General features: G+C 37.6%; 22 protein-coding genes. 6 read left to right on the top strand and 16 right to left on the bottom strand.

Going from position 1 to position 19,845, the window contains the following annotated elements:
* Window positions 1–30 precede the first annotated feature (30 nt).
* From CLNEO_RS05615 to CLNEO_RS05590, 6 genes are all read right to left on the bottom strand, one after another.
* Window positions 31–1,806 carry a hypothetical protein gene (locus CLNEO_RS05615; protein ID WP_066085673.1) on the bottom strand — a complete coding sequence of 592 codons (1,776 nt, stop codon included), beginning with the start codon at window positions 1,804–1,806 and terminating at the stop codon, window positions 31–33.
* Window positions 1,807–1,914: 108 nt separating this feature from the next.
* Complete coding sequence (locus CLNEO_RS05610; RefSeq protein ID WP_066085671.1) at window positions 1,915–2,934, bottom strand: hypothetical protein; 1,020 nt, start codon at window positions 2,932–2,934, stop codon at window positions 1,915–1,917.
* 19 nt (window positions 2,935–2,953) lie between these two features.
* Entirely contained in the window at window positions 2,954–4,891 is a 1,938-nt protein-coding gene (locus CLNEO_RS05605) for a DUF3732 domain-containing protein (RefSeq protein WP_066085668.1), read from the bottom strand.
* Window positions 4,891–5,379 (bottom strand): three component ABC system middle component, encoded by a 489-nt coding sequence (locus tag CLNEO_RS05600; RefSeq protein WP_066085666.1) that lies wholly within the window; start codon window positions 5,377–5,379, stop codon window positions 4,891–4,893. Before CLNEO_RS05600 ends, CLNEO_RS05605 begins: the two co-directional genes overlap by 1 nt.
* Window positions 5,369–6,523: an ABC-three component system protein gene (locus tag CLNEO_RS05595; protein ID WP_066085664.1), complete on the bottom strand. Its 1,155-nt coding sequence runs from the start codon at window positions 6,521–6,523 to the stop codon at window positions 5,369–5,371. Before CLNEO_RS05595 ends, CLNEO_RS05600 begins: the two co-directional genes overlap by 11 nt.
* A 198-nt stretch (window positions 6,524–6,721) precedes the next feature.
* A complete protein-coding gene (locus tag CLNEO_RS05590; protein WP_066085663.1) occupies window positions 6,722–7,921 on the bottom strand; it encodes a recombinase family protein in 1,200 nt (399 codons plus the stop codon).
* Between the two features lie 152 nt (window positions 7,922–8,073).
* On the opposite strand from CLNEO_RS05590, the gene CLNEO_RS05585 reads away from it, so the two are divergent.
* The 5 genes from CLNEO_RS05585 (at window position 8,074) to CLNEO_RS05565 (ending at window position 11,619) form a co-directional block, all read left to right on the top strand.
* Window positions 8,074–8,709, top strand: coding sequence for a hemerythrin domain-containing protein (locus CLNEO_RS05585; RefSeq protein ID WP_066085661.1), 636 nt, complete (start codon window positions 8,074–8,076; stop codon window positions 8,707–8,709).
* 177 nt (window positions 8,710–8,886) lie between these two features.
* Window positions 8,887–9,324, top strand: a complete 438-nt coding sequence (locus tag CLNEO_RS05580; protein WP_066085660.1) for a MarR family winged helix-turn-helix transcriptional regulator — start codon at window positions 8,887–8,889, stop codon at window positions 9,322–9,324.
* Between the two features lie 18 nt (window positions 9,325–9,342).
* On the top strand, window positions 9,343–9,999 hold the full coding sequence (locus CLNEO_RS05575; protein ID WP_066085657.1) for an ABC transporter ATP-binding protein: 657 nt from the start codon (window positions 9,343–9,345) through the stop codon (window positions 9,997–9,999).
* Window positions 9,996–10,766, top strand: a complete 771-nt coding sequence (locus CLNEO_RS05570) for an ABC transporter permease (protein WP_066085655.1) — start codon at window positions 9,996–9,998, stop codon at window positions 10,764–10,766. Before CLNEO_RS05575 ends, CLNEO_RS05570 begins: the two co-directional genes overlap by 4 nt.
* A 49-nt stretch (window positions 10,767–10,815) precedes the next feature.
* Complete coding sequence (locus tag CLNEO_RS05565; protein ID WP_066085653.1) at window positions 10,816–11,619, top strand: undecaprenyl-diphosphate phosphatase; 804 nt, start codon at window positions 10,816–10,818, stop codon at window positions 11,617–11,619.
* Between the two features lie 314 nt (window positions 11,620–11,933).
* On the opposite strand, the gene CLNEO_RS05560 is transcribed toward CLNEO_RS05565, so the two are convergent.
* The 6 genes from CLNEO_RS05560 to CLNEO_RS15740 all read right to left on the bottom strand — a co-directional run bounded on the left by CLNEO_RS05560 (window position 11,934) and on the right by CLNEO_RS15740 (window position 16,538).
* Window positions 11,934–12,479 carry a histidine phosphatase family protein gene (locus CLNEO_RS05560; RefSeq protein WP_066085650.1) on the bottom strand — a complete coding sequence of 182 codons (546 nt, stop codon included), beginning with the start codon at window positions 12,477–12,479 and terminating at the stop codon, window positions 11,934–11,936.
* A 126-nt stretch (window positions 12,480–12,605) separates the two neighbouring features.
* Window positions 12,606–13,625, bottom strand: a complete 1,020-nt coding sequence (locus CLNEO_RS05555; RefSeq protein WP_066085649.1) for a DUF3991 and TOPRIM domain-containing protein — start codon at window positions 13,623–13,625, stop codon at window positions 12,606–12,608.
* A gap of 90 nt (window positions 13,626–13,715) precedes the next feature.
* Window positions 13,716–14,963: a HipA domain-containing protein gene (locus CLNEO_RS05550; RefSeq protein ID WP_066085647.1), complete on the bottom strand. Its 1,248-nt coding sequence runs from the start codon at window positions 14,961–14,963 to the stop codon at window positions 13,716–13,718.
* Between the two features lie 84 nt (window positions 14,964–15,047).
* Window positions 15,048–15,590 carry a hypothetical protein gene (locus CLNEO_RS05545; protein ID WP_066085646.1) on the bottom strand — a complete coding sequence of 181 codons (543 nt, stop codon included), beginning with the start codon at window positions 15,588–15,590 and terminating at the stop codon, window positions 15,048–15,050.
* 9 nt (window positions 15,591–15,599) lie between these two features.
* Window positions 15,600–16,295, bottom strand: coding sequence for a DUF3846 domain-containing protein (locus CLNEO_RS16490; protein ID WP_201032874.1), 696 nt, complete (start codon window positions 16,293–16,295; stop codon window positions 15,600–15,602).
* A 12-nt stretch (window positions 16,296–16,307) separates the two neighbouring features.
* Window positions 16,308–16,538, bottom strand: coding sequence for a hypothetical protein (locus tag CLNEO_RS15740; protein ID WP_157723484.1), 231 nt, complete (start codon window positions 16,536–16,538; stop codon window positions 16,308–16,310).
* On the opposite strand from CLNEO_RS15740, the gene CLNEO_RS15735 reads away from it, so the two are divergent.
* Window positions 16,539–16,793 (top strand): hypothetical protein, encoded by a 255-nt coding sequence (locus CLNEO_RS15735; protein WP_157723483.1) that lies wholly within the window; start codon window positions 16,539–16,541, stop codon window positions 16,791–16,793.
* 468 nt (window positions 16,794–17,261) lie between these two features.
* Here the strand turns inward: CLNEO_RS15735 and mobP3 are convergent, their stop codons facing one another.
* The 4 genes from mobP3 to tnpA form a co-directional block, all read right to left on the bottom strand.
* Window positions 17,262–17,960 carry a MobP3 family relaxase gene (gene mobP3 / locus CLNEO_RS05530; RefSeq protein ID WP_066085644.1) on the bottom strand — a complete coding sequence of 233 codons (699 nt, stop codon included), beginning with the start codon at window positions 17,958–17,960 and terminating at the stop codon, window positions 17,262–17,264.
* A 17-nt stretch (window positions 17,961–17,977) separates the two neighbouring features.
* Complete coding sequence (locus tag CLNEO_RS05525) at window positions 17,978–18,400, bottom strand: hypothetical protein (protein ID WP_242864161.1); 423 nt, start codon at window positions 18,398–18,400, stop codon at window positions 17,978–17,980.
* Window positions 18,401–18,794: 394 nt separating this feature from the next.
* Entirely contained in the window at window positions 18,795–19,049 is a 255-nt protein-coding gene (locus tag CLNEO_RS05520; RefSeq protein ID WP_066085642.1) for a DUF6103 family protein, read from the bottom strand.
* Window positions 19,050–19,216: 167 nt separating this feature from the next.
* Window positions 19,217–19,672, bottom strand: a complete 456-nt coding sequence (gene tnpA, locus CLNEO_RS05515) for an IS200/IS605 family transposase (RefSeq protein ID WP_066085640.1) — start codon at window positions 19,670–19,672, stop codon at window positions 19,217–19,219.
* Window positions 19,673–19,845 lie beyond the last annotated feature (173 nt).

Raw genomic sequence — 19,845 nt, 5'->3', positions numbered from 1 at the left:
CACTCATAGCAGCATCTAATTAATAAAATTTTATAGTTTATACGTTGGCCTTAAAACAGCTCCATCTTCATACAGCAACTTCCCATTTAAATATCTTTCAAAATTAGCTATACTAAGGATTGTTACTATCTTATCCTCATCCTGAAATTCTACTTCAAGAGCTTTCGATGACACAAAAAGAAAATGAACATTTATATCTCCCGTTGCTCCTATGTATTCTTTAAACACATTTGGTTTACTTATAACTAAATCATACCTTCCTCGACAGTGTTTATAATAATTATTCTTTTGTGCAAACAACTTATTATAATCACCTATAATAGTATTGCCTGTATACGAATCAGAGAAATATTTCGACTCAATTAAATAAAGTTCATTTCCAACATAATAAATTATATCGAAATCTCCATAATCCTCATCACGTTTTCCGAATATTTTATCATATTTTACATCTGTATCTTTGAATGCTGCCTCTGGAAAATTCTTTTCTAGTAAAGCAAATAAAATATTAACCGTTTGATCTCCTAACTCCTTCTCGTGTCTACTACAACCATCGATTAAGGTATCACCTTTCCCCGGTTCAACACCTGTATACGGTCTACCTCCATTTATAATATATGAGTACCACAAATTCATCGCCCTATCTAGCAACGCGTATGATGTGTATATTGACCCATTTTCGAGTTTTATAATGGGACGTATCTCTAGTCTATTTTTATTAGATCCCATTTTATATATGAAAGGTTCTTTTTCTGTAACATAAGGTTCGAGCATTCTTTTATCCATCACAAAATATTTCAAGAATGCCTTTATATTTACATTGGGATACCAATGCAATAGATAATTTTTCAATTGCGTTTCAGAAATAGTTATAGCTAGTTTTTTATCTTTTTCGCATAAATTTCTTTTTAAGGAATATACACAGTTCATCATTTCTAAAAATTCAATACCATAAAGTTCTTTAAACCCTTTTCCGATCTCTGAAGAATTAGCTGATTTCAAATATTCTTGTTCATCATTTGGCAATAGAGCATCAATATTTCCAGATAGCATTGTATTTGTATAAACCAACGGATGAGTAATTATTCCTTCAATCGGAATATCTTCGTCCGGTGATATTATAATTCCAGAACAATATTTATAATTTTTACTGTTTTTGCTCACATTTAATAGCGTATAGTACTGTGAAGCCAAGGCGTATAAATATATATCAACTAATAAATCAACATCAACTAATTTATCGAAACAATCCTTATCTTTATTTTCATCATTATCTTCATCATTCTGAAACAGAATACTATTTTCAATTATTAGATTTAACCCGTTCAAAATAGTCAAAGTAATGTTTCTATTTCTTTCATAAGTATTATGAGGAGAATTCCAGTTTTTTTCTACCAATATTTCTCTGGACTGTCGATCCCTGATATATATATCATACGTCACATTAAACAAAGCAATTAATTTTCTTAGAAAATAATCACTGTTAGTCGATTTAACAAGTCCATGTATTTTCAAAGTTAATGAATCGATAACTTTCTTTAGATAAGCCAGCGATTCATCAACTGAACTTATAATTTTCTTTTCCGTTTCTAAATAATGCTTATATGAAGAAGCCGGATCTATTCCAGCCATAATCCAATAGTCTCTTGTAACACTTATTCCTTCTCCTTTTGGATTAAAAGAGGAAAACAAAAAACTCTCCTTAAAATGTCCCATTAACCCTCTTTTTTCAATTTCCAGTATCATTTCTCCCAGTGACCTACCTCCCAAATCTGGAAGTGGAAACTTTGGCTTCTTTTTAAACATCTAATCCTCCTCCCATGATTGTTTGAGACGTACATCAAAAAACCTCTACATGATATTCAAATGTAAGCATATAAAGTGCTTATATTCAGGTTATTACTCTGCAAAAAATTATTTTTCTAAATCTATCAAGAGTTGATCTAACTTATTGCTTAAATAGTCGGATGGAATATCATTATTTTCTCTAAGCATTAACATCTGAATTAATTCTTCATTGGATAAACTAATGATCAATTTCCCTTCCTCTCTAAGGATCCCCCTTATAGCTTTATCGGCATTTTTATCTGTTCCTTTTGTAGATATTACAATAGCTACCCTCCTTAGTGCTTTTGAATATAGATATTTCTCTGTGGTAAATATTTCTTTTTGTGTAATTTCGTTCGTATAATTCTTAAATTTGAAAATAATATATTTACTTTGAAAATACTTTTCAACCATGTTCCAAAATTCTTTTTCGTTATTGTCCTTAACCTTGCATATTAAATCAAATCTAAACAAATCACTATTCGATTTCTGTTGAGTTTTCCATAGGCTCAAATCTTCTGAGAAAAGAATTTGCAAAACTTCTGTGCACAATATTTCATATCCAGCACTATCTCCATCTTCTGGTTTCCAAACTTTTAATTTATTTGTCAACTGCCTAACTAAAGTCGCTGACTTATTTTTTATTGGCACAGTGTAAGCAAGTATTTTATCTGGTTTGACAGCTTCTAAATCATCTATTGAAAAGCTTAATATAGCTACTAACCTACTTCTGAGGATTTCATCATCTTTAACCAAGTAAAGTAAATTTTGTATATCACATACAACAAAATCCTTTATGTTTTCTAATTCGTTTCGTAAGTACTTTGACACCACCCCACCAGCAACTAGAACAGGAATTCTACCAGCCCTTACTGCCGTCATTGCCAATCTTTGAGAAGCTTTCAATAATATCTGTCTTGAGATATTAATATTTCTACTTATCTTTACTTCTATAGCTAATTTGTTGTTTACCCCATCTGCTGCAATATCATAATCTTGGTCGCAATTTAAATCTGCTATAGTAATCGAAAACCCATGTTTCTCAAATATTTGAGAAACAATCTTTTCGAATTCAAACCCCAAACGTACATATACCGAATTATTCATTTCTTTCTCCCATACCAAATTAAATTAGTGCCACACCATTTCTCCAATCCTTACGCACATAAGACAAAAACTCATCCTTTACCTCCAAGTCTTTACCATCAACATGATCTACAATCAATATTTGTGGGAGGATACCTGTTGTTTTTCCAATATTATTGATTTCATCAAATATTGTTTTATACATTTGGTTAACTGCTTTCATATCAGTCTGAGATAGTTCTTTTTTTTCATCTTTAATAAATGGCCCCTGTGGAAAATACACTTGGCTAGGCTGATCAAAAAACATAGTTAGTGGCATAGGTGATTGTTCTTGCGTAGCAAAATACCTTAAAAAGCTCAAGAAGAGAGCTATATGGCATGACACCCAGTTTGCACCGCTACCCATTTCATATAAATAAATCTTTTCAAATTTCTTTTGATGTTGATAAATGTCAAACGTTTCGTCAATTAATCCAAAATTCAAATTTATCGGTCGATACTCTTCTTCAAAGTCTAATGTAAGCGATAATTTATTCATATTATCAGCCAGAAATGTTTGCGCTTTAGCCTTTTTTGTATCAATATCAAAACCATTAATCTTTTCTTCTAACAATGAAATTCTTTTTTTCAAATCTTTTATATCTTCGTCCACACTCTCAAACAAGCCTGAATCAGCCATATCAGTATATAAGGTAATCCTAGCTTTAGCATAATGGACTTTTTCTCTTTTAGAAACAAGTTCCTTAGAATTTATAAATTTACGTTCAATGTTTTTGATTTGTTGCCAAACGCTTTTTATATTGCTTTCAATTTCGCTATGTATTTCTTTTAGCTTCCTAACATCTTCAGAGAAATCATTTGTATATTTGCTTGTAATTTCAAGCTCTTTATCTAACCATGTCGTAGCTTCTAATAAATCAGAATCATCTTGAGAAATTTCTTCACAGTTATTTCCGCAAATAGGGCATGTATACTTATCACCAGAAAATTCTGAAATAGTGGTCTGCTCTTTCAGATCCTGTAACATCTGAGTAAATTCTGTTCCATTTTTACCTGCATCATCCAAGTTATCGATTTGAAGTAAAATATCGCGTTCTTTATTCCTTAATTCTTCCAACTGATTATTGAGATTATGATATCTTTCCGCTATACCATTCTCATTAAAAAGCTTTGAATCATCAAACTCAGGTAAATCAGAAGCAAGTCTTAATAATTTTTGCGTTGTAATATCTAAATTAAATGGAATATCCAGCAAAGCATAATAATCCTGCATTAGCGGTTGTAAATTTTCCTTTACATAATTTGAACTCTTTTCATATGCATTTTGCGTTTTTATCTTTTTCTTTAATTGAGCTTTTAAGCTTCCTAATTCAATTAAATCACTATAATACTCTTGACCAATCATCCCAGCAAAAACAGGAAACTGTTCTATTATGTCTTTTCTTTTGTAGAAATCCGAAAATCTATAAAATAAAGCAAATTTGCTTGCCATTAGATTTTGGTGTTGAAATAAATAAGACACCATATTTCTTAGAGAAGCCTTTTTCCCTTGCTTCTCTCCGTCAGCAACCATATTAGTTACATAGAGACCCAATGCAGACTCAATTTCATACTGTGCATCTTTTACAGCTAATTGTGGCTTATTTGTAAAATAATCCAACGTAATTTTGTCTATTTTAAAATCTTTGGATTCTTTTAATACATGCATTTTACCGCCATTTTGCCATTTATGTCTGGCAATTACATATGTATTTTCATTAATCAGCATAGGCATGACATAGAGATATGCAAAATCCGTTATTTTCCCTTTTGGTATAGTACATCGTGAACTGCATAAACAATAATCAATTATTTCAACAAGGGCGCTTTTACCAGTTTTAGATTCCCCTGTAACAATATTAACTCCTGGCTCCATCGGTACTTGACGTAGATCTCCCGATTCATTAAAAATCATAATAGCTTTAATATAACTTTTCATTACCTATCCACCCCCAAGAAATAGTTCAAATGATCTTCATTAGTTTTAGCAAAAATGACACCAAGGTAATGAGCTGCTTTTGCCCATTCTCGAATACTTCCGTCAAATTGAGAATACCTTTTTGATTCTATTAAAACAATCTTATCTTGATTCAAAACAATCTTTTTCTTGGAATATAAAATTATCAGCGCTTTTTTCGATAAAGGAGCAATTTGTTGATAACGTTCCAAGTATCCCGAAAGTTTTACTTTTCCTGATATCTTTACATCATTTTCTAATATTTCAGGTTTATTGAATAATGTTTCCATTTTGCTTGTGCTTTTTGCTGATGCTAATTTTTTTCTTGATTCAGAATACATTAAAATAGGTAATGCCATAAATGCTAATCTAATTTCACACGGTTTGTTATATCCAGATAAAAATAATTGCAAAAGCAATCCATGAAAATGAGGATTCATAGATAAAATCTGTATGTTTTCAATGCTCATTGTCTTCACCTACATCCCAACTAAACTTCCTATCATCAACTATGGTATGGATAATTCCTCTTTGAAAATATCCTTGATTTCTGATTATAGACTCAAAATCTTTTGCATCCCAGCCCATGACACTGATGTACATTAACTTTGATTGCTTAATTTTTGCCATTCTATCCATTCCTTCAGTTTCAATTGTCTTGCCGTCTTTTGTATATTTCAACTTCTTTTCTAATTCATTTTTATACCTTGGCAAACTTTTAAGATATAATAAGTCATCTCTAAAATATCTCATAATGGTCATTCCAGCTTTCCAATAATCAGAGACTGCATCTGGAATTTGCTTATCATATTCAATTTTTCTAATGGCTTCAACAAAATGTTTCTGAAGTAATGTTTCTACACTTTGTTCAGGAATATCTATTTCTGCAAACTCAGTAGGTAACGGTTTTTGAATCGGATTTGAATAAGCAGGTGATTCCTGTTGTAGCATCAAATCGAATTCTTCTCTAGTAACTTCCCAACGATGTGGAGGTTCTTTTATTATGGAAAGAATTCTCCCTAGTAATGCTGCAATATAATTGTCTCGGTTTATCTCCGGAATATAGCCTATATAACAGCTAAATTCACTAGACACGCCCGTAATTTGAGTTTGAGAAGACTCAATTGTAAACCGTTCTAAAATATTTATCAATTTATCTTCATTGTATATCGTTTCATCAAAAATCTTATTATAATATTTTCTAAACGTTTCTTCTTTCTTTTTCGTTAAATTTCCGATTGATTGTAATTGAACAATTTTATCCTTAGGTTTTTTATTGTTCCAATTATTAAAAGGTGAGTTTGATAAAATTGTAGCAGTGGTATGTAATATCAAATTAGAGAAATGGGAAATTCTATCATACTCTACATACCAATTAGATAAAGTCTTCCAAAAATCCTCATCTCTATCTCTAAGATGTTTTTTTCCAAAATGATGCTTTACCTCTTTTTGATATGAGTTTTTAGATGATTCTGCAATAAGGCTAACATCCCCATTAACCTCAATCTGCAATTTATCACCAGTTTTCATTTTAAAGCAATCACGTAATGCTATATAATATTGAAAAATATCTCCTGCTTTTACTAGAGTAGCATCATTTATAGCTCTATCCACAAAATCACCCCTCAATCGATTTAAATATAATAATTATACCATATTTTTCTACATTATAAAGGATGATTTTGTTAAAATTCCGACAACTCTCCCAACATAAAAACAAAGCATTATTTTTTCCCAGAAAAACGAAACGAGCCAGCATCAGCAAGAAAACCGCTGATGCTGGCTCATAATTCAACCCATTCCTGCCTACGCTTATAGCAGTCCTGTCATTTTATAATAATCCTCATAATTCCACACAATTTCAAATCGCTCCCCCTCAAATACGAAGATTTCCTTCACAAAAACCATCACCATATCCTTGGTAAGCCGGTCTGCAAACTCGTACTTTTGGTGGACTTTCTGATACTCTGTTTCCTGCTTATCTTCTGTGATTAAGGAACACTCCATTTGCAGCTCCCGAAGTTTTTCTGAAATCTGGTTCATTTGCTGGGTGTTGGCTTCAAGCATTGCTACGTATTGTTCTTTTGAAATGTGTTCAAAGCAATATTCTTCAAAAGCATTTTTTCTCGATACACGAAGCTTTTCGATTTCCTGTTGTCTGATCTGGATTTCCTTTTGCAGACTTTGTATCCGCTCATGGTTGGTCAATGTGAATTCCGAAGGGTTTCTCCCGTCACGAAGCACCATGCTGACCTGCTTGTTGATGATGGCAAGCAGAATATCACTAAATGCTGTTTCCATTACCTTGATTGTACTGCATGGAGTGCTTTCTTCATACTTAGCCATGTAACAATGATAATAAGGTTGCTTTACGCTGGCACGGGTCAGATTATGATGGCAGTATCCACACTTCAAAATCCCGGTCAGCGGATACCCTCTGGACGGAACAGGTTTGCACGAATTTTCCCTTTTCGGAAACCAAATACCTGCTTTCTCAAATAGCTCCTGTGTTACAATCGACTCATGAGTATCCGTAGCAATAATCCATTCTGATTTTGGATTTGCCTTTGTCCGTTTTGTTGATACATCCGCTTTTGTCCGTTTATAGCTGACCAATTTCCCGGTGTACCGTTCGTCACAAAGAATCCGCTTGATGACAAATCGTGTCCATAATAGGCGTTCATCAGCCACTTTCCAGCCACGGTCAAGGTCTGTACCATTCCGCTTGCGATAAGCCAGTGGTGAAGGTATCTTTTCTTTATTCAAAAGAACCGCTATATCATTGGGGTTTACACCATCTGCAGCCATTAGAAAAATACGTCTTACTACCACGGCTACCTGTTCGTCAATCACCAGCTTGTTCTTTTCCGTTTCCGATAGCTGGTAGCCATAAAATGCTATCGTCCCAAGATATTTACCATTGGACCATCGGACTTTATTGGAACTTCGGATTTTCGTTGAGATGTCACGGCTATATAGCTCACTTACCATGCTCTTTAACGCAACATCCATGCCTACGGAACTTCCCTTGGTCTGATTGCTGTCATACCTATCGTTGACTGCAATAAAGCGTACGCCATATTCCTCCTAAATAAAAACAGTAAAGTTACCTTTTGATCCTCTAATCATATAATATATTAATCTAAAAAAGGTGGCTTTAGAAAATGGAATTTGATAGTGATAAACACGAAAATCAAGAAATAGAAATTTCCCCAATAGAAGACCTGATGCGTGAACACGGAGTTCTGCATAGGATACTTCTAATATACAGGGACATTATTAGCCGTTTAAGGGGCGAAAAGCCATATGACCCATACATTATTTATAATACGACTTTGAATGCTACGAATATTGCCAAAGCTTTTATTGAGGAATACCATCAGGTGCTTGAAGAACAATATATCTTCCCAAGATTTCAACAAAACCAGCAGCATATTCAGTTAATTCAAACGTTATTGGTACAACATAATGCTGCAAAATGCTTGTCTAATATGATATTGCAGCTTTTGGCTTCATTTATGGGCAGTGCTTCACAATGCTATCAATTAGCATATCTACTGTCGCAATATATCCGTATGTATGAACCCCATTCAGCCCGTGAAGATACCGTGGTATTTCCTGCTTTCCATAACTTAGTTTCAGAAGAAACATTAAAGGAATTAGGAGAAGAATTTGAAGAGATCGAAGAGCAAAAATTCGGAGCGAATGGCTTTCAGTCAATTGTCCAACAAATAGCACAAATTGAGCAAGCCTTAGGGATATACAATTTAGATCAATATACTCCTGATTGTAATCTTTAGCATGTTCGCCATAGCATTTATGCTCTGGCTTCAACTAGCAGGACAAGCACTATCTCAACTCCGAAAATATGAAAAATAATAAAAACAATTATTGATGTAAATACTAATAAGTGTTATAATTTAATTCGAGAATCGTAATATATGATACTCGTAAATATATTGTAGGAGGGTTACACTTTGGATGAAAATACTATAATCCATAAGCTACTGGAAGTTTTTGAATACAAGAATGAATATCAGCTTCAGACTTCAAATATTCAGCCCCAGGATATGTATGTTTTAGAAAGGATATATCTTAACGAAAAAATGGCAATCAAAAACCTTTCAAAGCAATACAGTATTCCGCCGTCCACTCTTACGGGGATTATCGACAGGCTGGAAAATAAAAAACTGATTGAACGGTTGAGGACAAATATTGACCGAAGAGCTATAGAGCTTGTTGCCACATTGGAAGGAAAAATAGCTGTAGAGAAACATATAGAAGAGGATAAGCTGTTTTCAAATAACTTTTTCAATACCTTGGAACAGGAAAAAAAGGAGAAACTGAAAGAGCTTCTTGAGGAATTATTAAATAACGTCAAGAAAGACTCCCTATTTTCTCTTGACAACGAATAATAGACGGAGGTGCATATTTTGTCATTGCTTGAATTTCAAAACGTCTTTTTTAATAATGACGGCAAGAGCATTCTTAAGAATATATCGGTAAGTATCGGGCAAGGCGATTTTATTTCAATTGTCGGACCGTCGGGCAGCGGTAAAAGCACGTTCCTTAAACTTTGCAGCCATTTAATCAGCCCCACCAATGGAAATATAATTTTCAAAGGCAAAAATTTCACAGATTACAGCCCCACGGAGTTAAGAAAAAGCATAGCATACTGTTTTCAGACACCTTATCTTTTCGGCGACACAGTGATGGAAAATATCAATTTCCCTTTTTCCATAAGAAACGTTAAGACCGACCAAAAGAGGGTAAATGATTTGTTTTCTATGTTTCATATGGCATCAGATTATTTAGACAAGGACGTAAGAAACCTTTCAGGGGGCGAAAAGCAAAGAATAGCTCTGATCAGAAGCTTGCTCTTTCTGCCTGAAATCCTGCTTTTAGATGAAATTACTTCTGCCCTTGACGTGGACAATACAAAAATCGTTGAAAATGTCATAGATTCACTGAATAAAGAAGGTACTACCGTTTTATGGATAACGCATAACCCTGAACAAAGCAGGAAATATGCCAATAAGGTACTGGCTATTGAAGCTGGTGAAATCAAATCATTGGAGGTATTAAAATGAACGGCATGAATAATATCAGTATTACGTCATTACTTATCTCATCTTCTCTCGTACTGGTAACGCTTTCTTTCTCTTATTGGCAAAAGCTTAAACTTGAAAAGGAAGTAATAATTGGCGTTCTCAGGGCTGTAGTTCAGCTTGTTGCCGTAGGATATGTTTTGGAATATGTTTTTGGCTTTAAAAATCCAGTTTTCACAACACTTTTGCTTCTTTTCATGATCTTCAATGCTGCATATAACGCTGCTAAAAGAGGTAAAGCTGTTAAAAAAGGGCTAATGATATCTTTCTTATCCATAACAGTTGGAACAATAGTAACTTTGGCGATCCTTGTTTTATCAAAGACAATACAGTATGAGCCATACCAGATTATCCCTGTTAGCGGTATGATTATCGGTAATGCCATGGTTGCGTTGGGATTATGTTATAAGCAGATAGCATCTGATTTCAAAAATAAACGGGAAGAAGTAGAAACAAAGCTTTCGTTGGGAGCAGATATACTGCCTTCCTCAATCGAAATCATACGTGATTCCATAAAAACGGGTATGCTGCCAACGATTGACTCCGCAAAAACATTAGGTATCGTATCGCTCCCCGGTATGATGACCGGATTGATCCTTGCAGGGTCATCGCCAATGGAAGCTATAAAGTATCAGATAATGGTTACGTTTATGCTGCTTTCAACGACTTCCATATCTTCATTTATTGCCTGTTATCTGTCTTACAGGAGTTTTTTTAACAACAGAAAGCAGTTAATCTATATGAAATAACCGGTTCGATATAACCACTTATAAAAATGATTGAATGGGGCGCATTAATATGAATGATATTATTAAAGCAGTGATATTAGGTATTGTAGAGGGGCTTACGGAGTTTTTGCCCGTATCCTCAACAGGCCATTTGATTATAGTCAATGAATTTGTTGATTTTACGGGCAGTTTTGCAAAAATGTTTGATATCGTTATCCAGCTTGGGGCCATCCTATCCGTTATTGTCTACTTTTGGCATAAACTGTTTCCCTTCGGAAGAAGCAAAACAAAATTGGAAAAGGCCGAAACATGGAACATATGGAAGAAGACTATCGTGGGTGTCTTTCCGGCGCTTATCTTTGGGGCAATGCTTGGGAAGCAGATCGAAGAGTATTTATTTAACCCTATTACCGTCGCATTGGCGTTACTTATCGGCGGCATCATTCTCATAATTCTTGAACATAGAAAAACACAGCCCCAAATAACCGCTATTGCTTCATTAAGCTATAAAACAGCGTTTTTTATCGGTATTATCCAATGCCTTGCAATGATACCAGGAACTTCACGCTCTGCAGCAACCATCATCGGTGCAATGCTTTTAGGCGTATCAAGGGTTGTTGCTGCTGAATTTTCATTCTATCTGGCTATCCCTACATTATTTGCTGCTTCGGCCTACTCTCTTATTAAAACAGGCTTTAACCTCAATACGATCCAAATTCAATTGCTTGTTGTAGGATTTATCGTATCGTTTTTGGTTGCATGGGTAGTAATCGCAGGATTTATGAAATTTATAAGCAAGCGTGATTTTAAGCCTTTCGGATATTACAGGGTTGTTCTGGGTATTCTCATACTTCTTTATTTCAATTTTATCTAATAATAGCTTTATGATTCCCACGGAAATTATGATAGCCCTGCGACTTTATCTAGCCAACGGCTTTATTGACCTACAGCCATCTTTTTTATTTCCTGCTGTAATTGAGTAATCTGCTGCATTTTTCCATCCCTCATCTGCATGAACATTTGCCGTAAATCAGAGTTTTGAATATCCATTATCATTATTCAATTTCACAAATGTCCGCGTTCAGAAGACATCTCTTTTATAATACTCTTACATGTGTTTGGTAAAAGCTGATGCCCACTGAAAAAAATCCAGTAGGTATCAGTATTTCAGCATATGATTGTTTGATACTACCTTGACAAATACGCTATGTCTGATAAGGACAATTTTGAGATGATTTCAAAGCCATTTCCCTGTCCCAGTGGCTTAATTATGACCGTCCCCATGTCTGGAATCTGTCCCAAGCCAATACCCGTTGGAAAGCTGTGTGCAATAATAACCTGATTAGTTCCCTGAGGAGGTATAATCTCCAGCTTTGACCGGAGAGCTTCCAGTATTCTTTCTTGTTCTGAAGCAGATATATTTCTGCTCAAATTATAAATTGCAATCCCAAACGGATCAATCTGAACATTGGCTCTTCCGAAAGCCAATTGTGCCGTTTCTATAGCCCTGCAAAAAGGGCTGGTTAAAATTGGATAACTGATAGGAATTCGTAAAGAACGAAGGACTTCCCCATAGTAAATTGCTTGCCTTTTTCCCTCTTCAGAAAGATTTCTTTGGGTAAAACAGTACTGAAAATTTAAATTAGGTTGATCTTCTCCAACTGTTGCCTCCCCGTGTCTGGCATATAGTATATATCCTCCATTTTTTAATAAATCAAGTAAAGAACTATTCAAATCACTTCTCCTCCCACGGTTTGCTCTCTTAATTAATATTACTGTATTATATTCATCTTGAAGTTTATTGAATCTGGTATATATGATTATTTATCGATCCAAATGTAGATGGGAACTGTTAATGCATTACCGCTCTATTTCATCATTGAATGCCTGCAATGCAGGAGCCTGCGCCATAAACTTGCGAAATTCGGTCAAATCGTCGTTGAAGTCCTTGTTGTTGGGAGTCTGTATCATGGTTTTATAGCCCAAATCCACATAGGTTTCAGCAGAAATTTCCGCCTGAATCTGCCCATGGTTATGGGGCTGACCCTTGGCGTCTTTGCCGTCCACATCGTTATCATAGCAAAACACAATTTCCTCAATCTCCGGATGGTGCTGCAAATAGCGGTAAAGAGCCTTATCTGACAGACATCCCTCGGCAACCCGATGATCCTCTCGCCAATCAATGCCGTGGAGTTTACACAAGGTAGCATGGCTCATGGCATCAATGGGAGCCTCAAACTCATACACCCGGTTAGAACGCCCTTGCATACAGAAGCCATAGGTCTTATCGGAGTTTTCTACATCCTGCCGGAACTTACTGTCAGAGCTGGGCGCTCTGAGTGCACAATACCGAGGTTTGCCTGTTTCGTCATAACCTACAAAGGCACAGTTATGGAATGTATAACCGTTTTTTTCCGTCCTTGCTCCATACACTTTCCCCTCCGCAATCATGGCGTAGACAATTTCCTTATCAATACCACGAGTATGGGTCAAGTAGGCGATAGTACGGTCAAAACTCTTGTCTTTGGGTGGTAGCACAAGATCGCCCTTGGGACCTTTTTCAACGGGTTGTACCAAAGGAGACAATCCCTCATAGGCACGGCAGCCCAAAATCAGTTCTGCTGCACTTTTGAAATCCGATGCACCCAAATATTCCTTTGCAAAATCCACGATATTACCCTTGGTCTGTGTAGAAAAACAGTAGTAACCGCGCCCATGGTTAAACAGAAACAGTCCACCGCTGTTCTTCACATGAACGGTATAGTTATCACCTTTTTCAATCTGAAAACCATTTTGCACGGCGAAGTCAATGATATTGGTGTCAAAGACCTGCTTCATCTGTTCTTCCGTAAATGGCATAGGCTTTGACGATGTACGCATGGGTTGTCACCTCCATTCAAACGCAAAAATGCCCCCTGAAAGCAGTTTCAATCCGCTTTCAGGGGGCACTTTTAGTTAGCTAGTATTCTGTTATCGTTCTAAATCTTCTTTACCGCTGTAAGCAGTATCCTCGGCCACATCACTACGATGGTCATCTACCGGAATCCATGTTCTATGGGTATTTACCACTTCTGAGAGTAGTTCCACTCTCTCCCGAAGGGCAAAGCACAGTGCATCGCACCGGGCGATATCTATAAACATGGACCCTCTCATCAGCTCCCGCAGTTCCTCGTCAATATCATAAAGTGCGTTCAGGTTCAGCCAGTCAAAGGAACTTACCAGCTTGATCTGCTCCTCATGGTTATTCTTAAAAGGTTTGCAGGATAGCTTTGCTTTCGAGCCAATCATAGAAATGGGCTTATCAAACCAAAGTGATGTTCCGCTGTCAAATATGGGAGCAGCTCCAAGATATTCAAGGGTTTCCGCATTTCTTACTACACCGAAGTTATTCTGGTGCCGGTCTTCATTAACAATCAGGTAATCAAGCACCATCATCCGGTCGAGGGCTTCCTTCATACCGGAGATACCAAGCTTTTCACAGCAATCAAGGTAATGCTGATAGATCGACACATGGTTCGGCTTTTTCTCCGTCTGCATCACATACCATGCGGAGATCAGTTCTGTCTGCGGTGTGATGAAATCTTCACATACGCTGTAAGGATACTCATCCTCTGTAAGCAGAGTATAGGGAACATGGGGAATCCCAAGCCGTTCCATGATTTTCCCAGCCATCACCTCGTTATATGGCTCCTGCTGGGTCGCACCGCTTCCACCCTTGATCAGGCAGCGTTTTCCGTCTATAATCTTCCATTTTTTCTTGAGCCAGCCATCCGAAGTGTTATCCGGGGACATCAGGCTCATATGGTCATTGGAGGAACCCTGTCCAAACAAGATATTTCCCACATCCTCCGAAAAAGGATTGTCAAAGAAGTTTACCTGTGACCACTGAATGCCAGAATCAGCCGGACAGATCCAATACTGGTCGGAAAGGCTTAAACCAAGGCATTTTTCCAGCAGCTTTTGTGTTGTAGACAGATTCAATTCCGTCAGTGCATTTTTAATTCCGGCACGGCTTGCAGGAATTGCACGCCCACGCCACCATTCGTTCAGCGCACTGCGGTCTATTACGCCTTTTTTCACTGAAATACCCACCGGTACATGGGGTGCTTCATAGATATGGCCGATAGCAGAAATCGCGCTGGACGCTTCATCCAGCTCTATATCGGCTACCGAAATATTTTTGTGCATCAGTATATATCGTTTCATGCCATCTGCCATTTCATCATCTCCTACTCTTAACTTAAAATTATACCAAATAACGGCGTCATTTTCAACGTAGTATTTATGAATTTTTCAGGACAGCTATCGCTCTAATTCTTCCTGTTCCGACATTTCCGGTGCACTTTCTAATATAGCCACATGATTCTGAAAGGTGGAAAGCATCTCCCTGACGGCTTCCGGCAGACTGCTTTTATTTACATGAATATCGCTTGGGATGGCTGCCGTATAGCCGTAATCATAGGGAATAAAGGTATCCCGAATATAGGCACGAATGTGATCCGGCAGTTCAGGATCGCTTTGGGGCAAGATACCATACCCGGTCAGGAACTTAGTTTCGTAATGTTCCCCGGAGGAAGTCAGGTCAAGTTCCAAAAGGGCAATGCAGAGATTTCCTTTTTCTTTGGACTGCACCACACCGGGAACCATAACATAATCGGTTACTCCCTCCGTCAGATAATCCGTGCCATAGCAATGGACCATTGCCTGATGGAGCAGATGCAATACTGCCTTGGCATAATCTTTGTCCTGTGTGCCATAGGATGCCTGCAAACGGTCATAGTTAATGGCGGGAAGCACCTTTTGATTTAAGTAATCCACATAAATACTGGTTTTGTCTTGTTCCATATTCGCTCCTTATCGTTCAAAATCATTTTCATCAGCTTCAGGCACGATCCCCAGCATACGGAGAAATTCTTCTTTACTATCTGCATACCCGACTTCCATGGCAAAGCTGTGGGCTTCTGTATTAGAATAAAACTCCGGCTCATGAAAGCGGTTGCTGAAATAAGTAATCTGCTCATTGGAAAGGGAAGCGTCGTTACCCTCTCCGTCATCAGTGCAGATAAAAAATGTGCCGCAGATAATGTCGCCATTATCCATTCGGCGGTTTCCGGTTAATCCATTCAGCTTACCTTCGTCATTGCAGTAGAGGTGGCAGTTTAGCTCTGACAATGGCACAAACTCTATGCATCCACCTACCAGCTCCTGCATCGCCCTGTAATCATTTTTGACTGTGGACACATAGGGATTTTTATGCGGCTCCACCACAAGTACCCGAATGCAGCCATCCGGGCACTCGTCATTTTCACTATTTTCATTCTCGGCTTCCCGCAAAATATGGAAACTGTCCAAATTTGGTACAAGTGCCAAATTTCTTCCATTCTGCCATTTCATATGGAGCTGCCCTTGATCGTCCACGTATTTTACTTCGCCCAACAAACCGTCCGGCATATCTCTCTCACCGTCCATATGGTCAAGCTGAATTTTGGTGCCGACAGGATACTTTTTCTTAATCTGTTCTACCTGATAGGGTTTTAGAAATCCTTGCATAGTGCCTCCTCCTTACTCAAAATAATATTCCACCGTGTAAGTGATGTTGGATTTGTTATACATGCATGAATGATTGGTATAATAATACATTTCCAGCTTGGAATAAGTGCCTGCGGTCAGTGCTCTGGTAAAGGAAATGCCATTGCTCGTGGTTCCGTAGTCCAGCTGATCCCACGCACCTGTTTTGATGTTGTATCGGTGAGCGTTGCTTTGAGGGTATAAGTCCCTTTCTGCGTAAAGCAAATGGACCCACCCTCATTATTCAGCGTTCCCTCTATCACTGCGGTAGGCTTCACGATTTTGCCGTCTTTGATGACCGTCCATTCGGCAATCATATCCTGTAATTCAGAGGACTTTACCAAAACTTCAACCGTTTTATCGGTATGCGTGGTTGCTGGCAGAGTAAAATCAAAGGCAGCAACAGGAAAGATTGTAATTTCCGCTTTTGCGGCAAAACATCTGCCTGCCTTATCAGTGGCTGTGGCAGTTAGCGTGTAGCTGCCTTTTTCTAAGAACCGGATAGAGCTGCCTGCATCAGTGAGCGTTCCAATAAAACAATCAGAAAGCGGGATCTCTTTGCCGTCCTTGGTAACTGTCCAAACGAGCGAGATATCTCCTAACTCCTTGGTGTTCACCTCCAAGGTAATTGGCGTATCAGTATGGGCAATTTTAGGAGCCTGTACCTCGATCTCAATTACAGGATATACGGTAATATCTGCTTTACCAGAAAACTCACGGCTGGTTTCATCAAAAGCAGTTGCTTTGATGGTATAGCTACCCTTTTCCTTAATTTGAATAGAGCCGCCCGCATTGGTGAGTGTACCGGTTACAGCGTCCTGCCACTTGATTTCCTTGCCATCTTTGAAAATATGCCAGTTAAGCTGCTGTGTAACGTTATCTGAAAGCGTGGTTTTGACGGTAAAGGTTTTATCCGTGTGAGCAATTTTATCCGCTTCTACACTGATTTTAAGGGTGGAGTGAATGATAATCTTTTTGGAAAAGATATAGATGTGATTGCCGTAATTTTGAGCCGTAGCGGTAACAAATCATGTGAATATGTGGGTGATGGCTCTCATTATGAAAAGCTGCGTACCACCTAAAGTCTCCTATTGGTATTTTCAAATTTTCAGCAATGGTTGGCGCATAGTGTGATAAAAAATCTTTCCAGTTTTCTACATGTTCAAAACCTGTAACGACAGCATCTTCTCGCCTAAGTGATATGATAGGTGTCCATACATTCCCTTGATGATTGGATACTTCATCAGCAACCTTGCTGAGAATAATTTCATCATCTCCGCTTGTAAACAAACCATGGGAAGATAACTTTTCTACTCTCGGACGATTGGCAATGTAGTCCACATAGTTTTCTTTTTTTGCCACTATATCAAGGTTGTGTTCTAATGCTATGGAGATGAAATCCGAAGCGTTTTCAATGGTTTTGCTTGCAATGTAATCTTCATACTCAAACAGATTTCTAGTATTCGGAAATTCTTTTATAATATCTGCAATGAGATGCTCCTGTTTTTTTGTGGAAGGAAGATTTTTATGTTTCTCATTAAATTTCTGCACACCATCTCTTGTGGCAATGTAACTTACAAGATTGGATAGGTGAACTGTATTATCTCCACCTTTGAGATATGGACACTTGAAAATTATCCTTGGCATAAAAATCTCCCTTCTTTTTATTCCTCAATACCCATTTGATACTTTATTGCATCCTCCATATTAATTCTGCCTTTATTTCTTTTGACTTCTGTGACACATCTGCCACGAAGCTTTCGCAAATCTTCATCACTGATTTCAAGACCTGCGGCAAAAATGTTCATCATCATACTCATCTCTACCGACAAACGAAAGAGGTTTGCTGATTGACGATTTTCTGTTTCTCGCAGTGTGCCTTGAATTGCTCCAAGCAAAATTTTGGAAAGATAATCTGTACTTTGATTACTAACCAAATATCCCATATAAAAAGTCAATGCTCTTTCAATAAACTCACTACGGTTATTGCAGTTATCTTCTTTCAATAAAACATCCATCTTTTCAAAGGTATCCGGATACAGCCAAACCGCTGTCCGTTTCTTATTTTTGTTTTGCGGTTCTTTCAAAATATCACCCCCAAAGGTCAATACCACCTCTCTGACCACCTTGTAAATGCCGTAATCACGGTCTTTTCATTGATTGCAGACTACCTAAGCATCACAAAGTCTGTTTTTCGACCACCTAACGGTATTCGAGAAAAGCTCGGCACTGCCGAGCTTTGTGACCGAGAGGCGGCCGCTTGCGACCACCTCTCTTTATCCTGCACCTAAATCAATGGGTGGGGTCACTTAAGATTTGCGATGTTGTATGTGATTTGGGTTCTGCTTTCATCGCATTTCCCATTTTCTCACACCTTGCCAAATTCGCCCCCATTTTCTTGTTATGGTGTTACAACCCCTCCTTGGAACAAAAGTGGCACACAAGGGCACACAATCGGCAACAACGGCGAATATCACCTTCTTATGAATTGCCATTCACTGTTTGAGAAACATTCACCTTGGCTGTTTCCATCTTTTTAGGCTTACTTTGCATATTTTCACACTTCAGTTTATCCTCTATATACTCTCGTGTTGGCTGTGGCACATACTTTTCATAGAGCTTCTGAATGGTATCAGAAAGCTCTGCTTGCAATTTCACATCCTTTTTTTCCATGTAGTAAGTGAGTGCATCCAGTTTTTCCTTTTCAAAAGTAATGGTTAAAGTTGCCTTTTTCATTGGATACTCCTTTCCAAAAAATCATGACCACCCGTCCAACGGGTGGTTTGCTCTGACCCTATAAGGGTCTGTTACCGGCCAGCGCCTAAAGACGCTGGCTTTCACTTTGTTCAAGCCCTATAGCCCTTGACTCGTTGCAACCCTTAAAAGGGTGTTGTTAATACAAGCTACCCCTTAAAGGGGTCTTTATACTCTTTGACACTCAGTTTATCCATTGCTATATCATGGCTTTCCTGTTCCTGAATGTATTTCTTTATTGTTGCTTCGTTTAAACCGACTGTCGATACATAATATCCCTCTGCCCAAAAATGTCTGTTTCCATAAAGATATTTCAGGTTTGCATGTTTATCAAACATCATTCGTGAACTCTTTCCCTTTAAATATCCCATGAAGCTTGAAACACTATACTTTGGTGGTATACTCACTAACATATGAATATGATCTGACATTATGTGCCCCTCTATAATTTCTACTCCTTTATACGTGCACAGCTGTTTCAATATATCTCGCATATCCTCTTTGTATTGATTATAAATTACTTTTCGTCTATACTTTGGAGTGAATACTATGTGGTATTTGCACATCCATCTAGTATGAGATAAACTATTTGCCTTATTGGCCATTAAAATCACCTTTCCTTCGTTGGTATAGTAGCTTGAACACTCCTATTCTAACGGAAAGGTGATTTTTTTGTATAACAATCGATGCGCACCCGCATAGCGGGTGGTTTTTTGACTTCGCACGCTTTGCGCACTCAGCCAGGCTAAAGCCATAACAAAAAGCACACCGCATAATA

This window comes from Anaerotignum neopropionicum, from assembly GCF_001571775.1.
GTDB lineage: Bacteria > Bacillota > Clostridia > Lachnospirales > Anaerotignaceae > Chakrabartyella > Chakrabartyella neopropionicum.
This window is presented reverse-complemented; position numbering and strand designations above follow the sequence as displayed.